A 3,250-nucleotide genomic window follows, 5' to 3' on the forward strand; every position below is an offset into this window, starting at 1 on the left:
CAGTAGGAATGCTGATAAATAACAATTCAGCAATTTCCTTCGCTGTTTTACCGGAAATGAGAAGTTGATATATTCCCTGTTCACGATGTGTAAGAGCTACATTTTGAGGAGTTAAGAGCTTATGTTTGTTTTCACTTTTTAATATATCAGCAACCGATGTGTTAAAATAATCAAAAGGTAATAAATCCCCAAGTTTTACTTCAATAACCTCAGTACCGCGACCTTTAAAATAAAAAAGCGCGTCAGGGGACATAAATTCCATAAACATATGACGGCAAGCTCCGCAAGAAGTCAAGGGAACAGGTGAATTCACAGCTACCATTACAAGAGCCGAAAAGGAACGTTTCCCTTCGCTCAACGCTTTCATTAAAGCAACTTCTTCCGGGCAGACGGTAAATTTATAGTGCCTGTTTTCTATATTGCATCCTGTAAAGATAGAGCCGTCATCTGCAAGCAGAGCGGCTCCAACATTAAAATTGGAATAGGGAACATAAGCTTTTTCCGCCGCTTTTTGAGCTTTATCAAAAAGGGTATTTAATAGAGATTTTTTCAAAAATGACACCCCATGTTTATTAAAAAAATGGCTAAAAATTATGTATAACATAATATTATGTATTAAATAATTATTCAAGAAATAAATAGGTTTTATTATTATTTTTTAGGTAACCAAATGGGGCAACCGCGAGATATTTTTGCCAGAAATTTAAGGGAAATCCGCCGAAAATGCGGGTTTTCACAAGAAAAACTTGCAGAAAAAGTCAATGTATCCACTCATCATATCGCTATGATAGAGCTAGCCCGTAATTTTCCCACATCAGAATTAATGGAACGTATCGCAAAAGTCCTTAATATCAAAATCCATGAACTCTTTGTAGAAGGCAATTCCATGAGCCATGATTTTGAACAATTACGTAGGGAAATCAAAACCGATATGAAACAACTATTCGGCGAATTTATTGAAAAAACTAAAAAGAAGAAAAATTAATATTTTACCACTTGAAAAAAAATCAAATACAGTGCAAAATAAAAAATGGGAGAAAAATATGAGTCTTGCCATTACAGTTGATAATTTTAAGTCCGAGGTACTGGAATCGCCGATTCCAGTATTAATTGATTTCTGGGCTCCTTGGTGCGGTCCTTGTAAAATGCTCAGTCCTGTAATTGATGAAATTGCCGGAGAATACGAGGGGCGCGTAAAAGTCGGTAAAGTTAATATCGATGAACACGGCGTTCTTGCGGAACGTCATGGGATTGTTTCCATTCCCACGCTGATTCTCTACAATAATGGGGAATTGGCGGCTCAGAAAAACGGAGCCGCCCCAAAACACGATATTATTTCTCTGTTTAAAAGCTTACTTTAAATACCTTTTTATACTATTTGTCTTCCCCACAGTCGCATTACTTGTATCGGTAATATACCAATCATTTGCCGTGTCGGTATCTTCAACAGTTTCATCTCGGCATATTGTGCGTGTGTTGGTTGTCTTTCCGCTTGCGACCGCGTCTTGCGGACTGCAAATTTTTTCATCTTGGGATTTCCACGCTCCGCTTTTAAATAAAAATTCAGCAGTCTCGGCAAAATAATCTTTTGTCCACCAGCTATCCGCGCTATCGGATATTATTACCGCGTCAAGCACATTGTCGTCCTGATCCAAAACATAAATCATAGCGGTTTTGTGCAGTAATTTTGCAGTATCTCCCGGTATCCAAAAATCCCGCCCCGTCGCGGACGCGTTTACGCCGACCGATTCATCAAGGTTATTGGTGTATTCATCTTTACTTTCAGGATTATATGTACGCAGATGAAGAACCATATATTCGTCTTTTTTTACTTCGACAGGCGAGAACTCATAAATGGTTTGTTTAGCGGCGGTAGTATTACTGTTGATAACTACCCGCATAGCGCCCAAATTACCGGCTGACTTTGTTTTAAATTCGATAAACTCTTCTTTTTTTCCGGCAGCGGCGTTTGCGGTTTCGGTACAAACTTCATTAATCACCAAATCTGGCATCCTGTCATTTCTGGCGCGGAAAGAGACAAGCACATTCAGGGTGTTTTTTTTCTCGTCCTCCGCCAGTAGATTCGCGTTTATCAGTTTTCCTGATTCCGTTTTTTCCTTAAATTTGACCTTTACAGTACTGCCGTTTTCCACCGAATCAACGGACATTTCTGGTTCAAAATTAAGATATTTGATTGTCACAGACCGCGAAAAGACAAATTCGACCTCTTCCTGTGACACCGCCCGACAACTTAGATAAAGCAGAGCTGAAGAACTGCTTCCCTTTACCGGCGCTGCGCCGGGTGTTTCCGGGGTTGAGCAGGAACCAAGCAAAACGCCCAGCCCCAGCAGCAAAAAATATTTTTTCATATTTTTACCTCCACCTATATATGGCGCGAAGGTGTCATTTTGCTTGACTAAATTTAAAAATTTTTTTACTTTTTTTAAGGAATTTTTACCGCTAACCGCAAAAAATGCGTTATATTATAGTATAATATTATAGATATTTGGTTTATAAAACCCTTTTTTGGCGGGGTTTACGGAAAATAGGCTTAAACAGGGGCATAGAAGCGATGAAACAAATAAAACTTTTTATCCCGATAGCGTGTATAACATTTGCCTTGTTATTCGCCTGTGAAAACCCCTGGATGACGGAAGTTCTTAAGGAAAAAACCATAACTTTTGACAGCAACGGCGGTACTGAAGTGCCGCCCCAAAAACTATATTCAGGCGACCGCGTAAAAAGACCCGCAAATCCTGTTAAACCCGATTTTATTTTCTCCGATTGGTATACAGACAATGAAACATTTGAAGATCTATACGATTTTAATTCTATCCCACCCGATAGCATGACTTTATATGCTAGGTGGACTGAAGCAGTGCCTACTGATCCGTATATTAGAAGCGTTGCTGTTGATGTTATTAGCCCTGTAAAAGGAGCTCGTATAGATACGACGGCTAATGTAGTTGGCAAGGCGAACTATACCTGCAGTTCGGTAACATGGAGTCCTAGTGGGGGGGGGGGGGGACCTAATAACTTCCTAGGGGAAACCAAATATACGGCCAGGGTTACACTAACGGCAAAATAGGGTTATATATTTGTTGCCCCGATCCCCCCAAAAAAAAAACCCAACGATGCGATTATCACCCATACTGTCTTTTAAAAAAATCTAACGCTCCCGCCGAGCGACCAATTGTAAATTTCGTAGGTCCCCGATTCTTTAAAAAAAAACAGATGCGTAACTCGCTAG

5 protein-coding genes are annotated in these 3,250 nt (G+C 39.8%); 3 read left to right on the forward strand and 2 right to left on the reverse strand.

Translation table 11 applies throughout. The annotated features are described in order from the left end of the window. The coding region (locus tag ACYVTD_RS10950; RefSeq protein WP_461247806.1) for a cytidine deaminase at positions 1-553 on the reverse strand (553 nt) is incomplete at its 3' end. Positions 554-670: 117 nt separating this feature from the next. On the opposite strand from ACYVTD_RS10950, the gene ACYVTD_RS10955 reads away from it, so the two are divergent. Beyond that, positions 671-985, forward strand: a complete 315-nt coding sequence (locus ACYVTD_RS10955; RefSeq protein WP_461247807.1) for a helix-turn-helix domain-containing protein — start codon at positions 671-673, stop codon at positions 983-985. Then, positions 957-1,361, forward strand: coding sequence for a thioredoxin (gene trxA / locus ACYVTD_RS10960; RefSeq protein ID WP_461247808.1), 405 nt, complete (start codon positions 957-959; stop codon positions 1,359-1,361). The genes ACYVTD_RS10955 and trxA overlap by 29 nt, the downstream gene beginning before the upstream one ends. Here the strand turns inward: trxA and ACYVTD_RS10965 are convergent. Then, positions 1,353-2,369 (reverse strand): hypothetical protein, encoded by a 1,017-nt coding sequence (locus tag ACYVTD_RS10965; protein WP_461247809.1) that lies wholly within the window; start codon positions 2,367-2,369, stop codon positions 1,353-1,355. The two genes, trxA and ACYVTD_RS10965, sit on opposite strands and share 9 nt — an antisense overlap. A 203-nt stretch (positions 2,370-2,572) precedes the next feature. Between ACYVTD_RS10965 and ACYVTD_RS10970 the strand changes: the two genes are divergently transcribed. Further along, entirely contained in the window at positions 2,573-3,088 is a 516-nt protein-coding gene (locus ACYVTD_RS10970) for an InlB B-repeat-containing protein (RefSeq protein WP_461247810.1), read from the forward strand. The last annotated feature ends 162 nt before the right edge of the window (positions 3,089-3,250 follow it).

Source organism: Treponema sp. R6D11 (assembly GCF_054786075.1).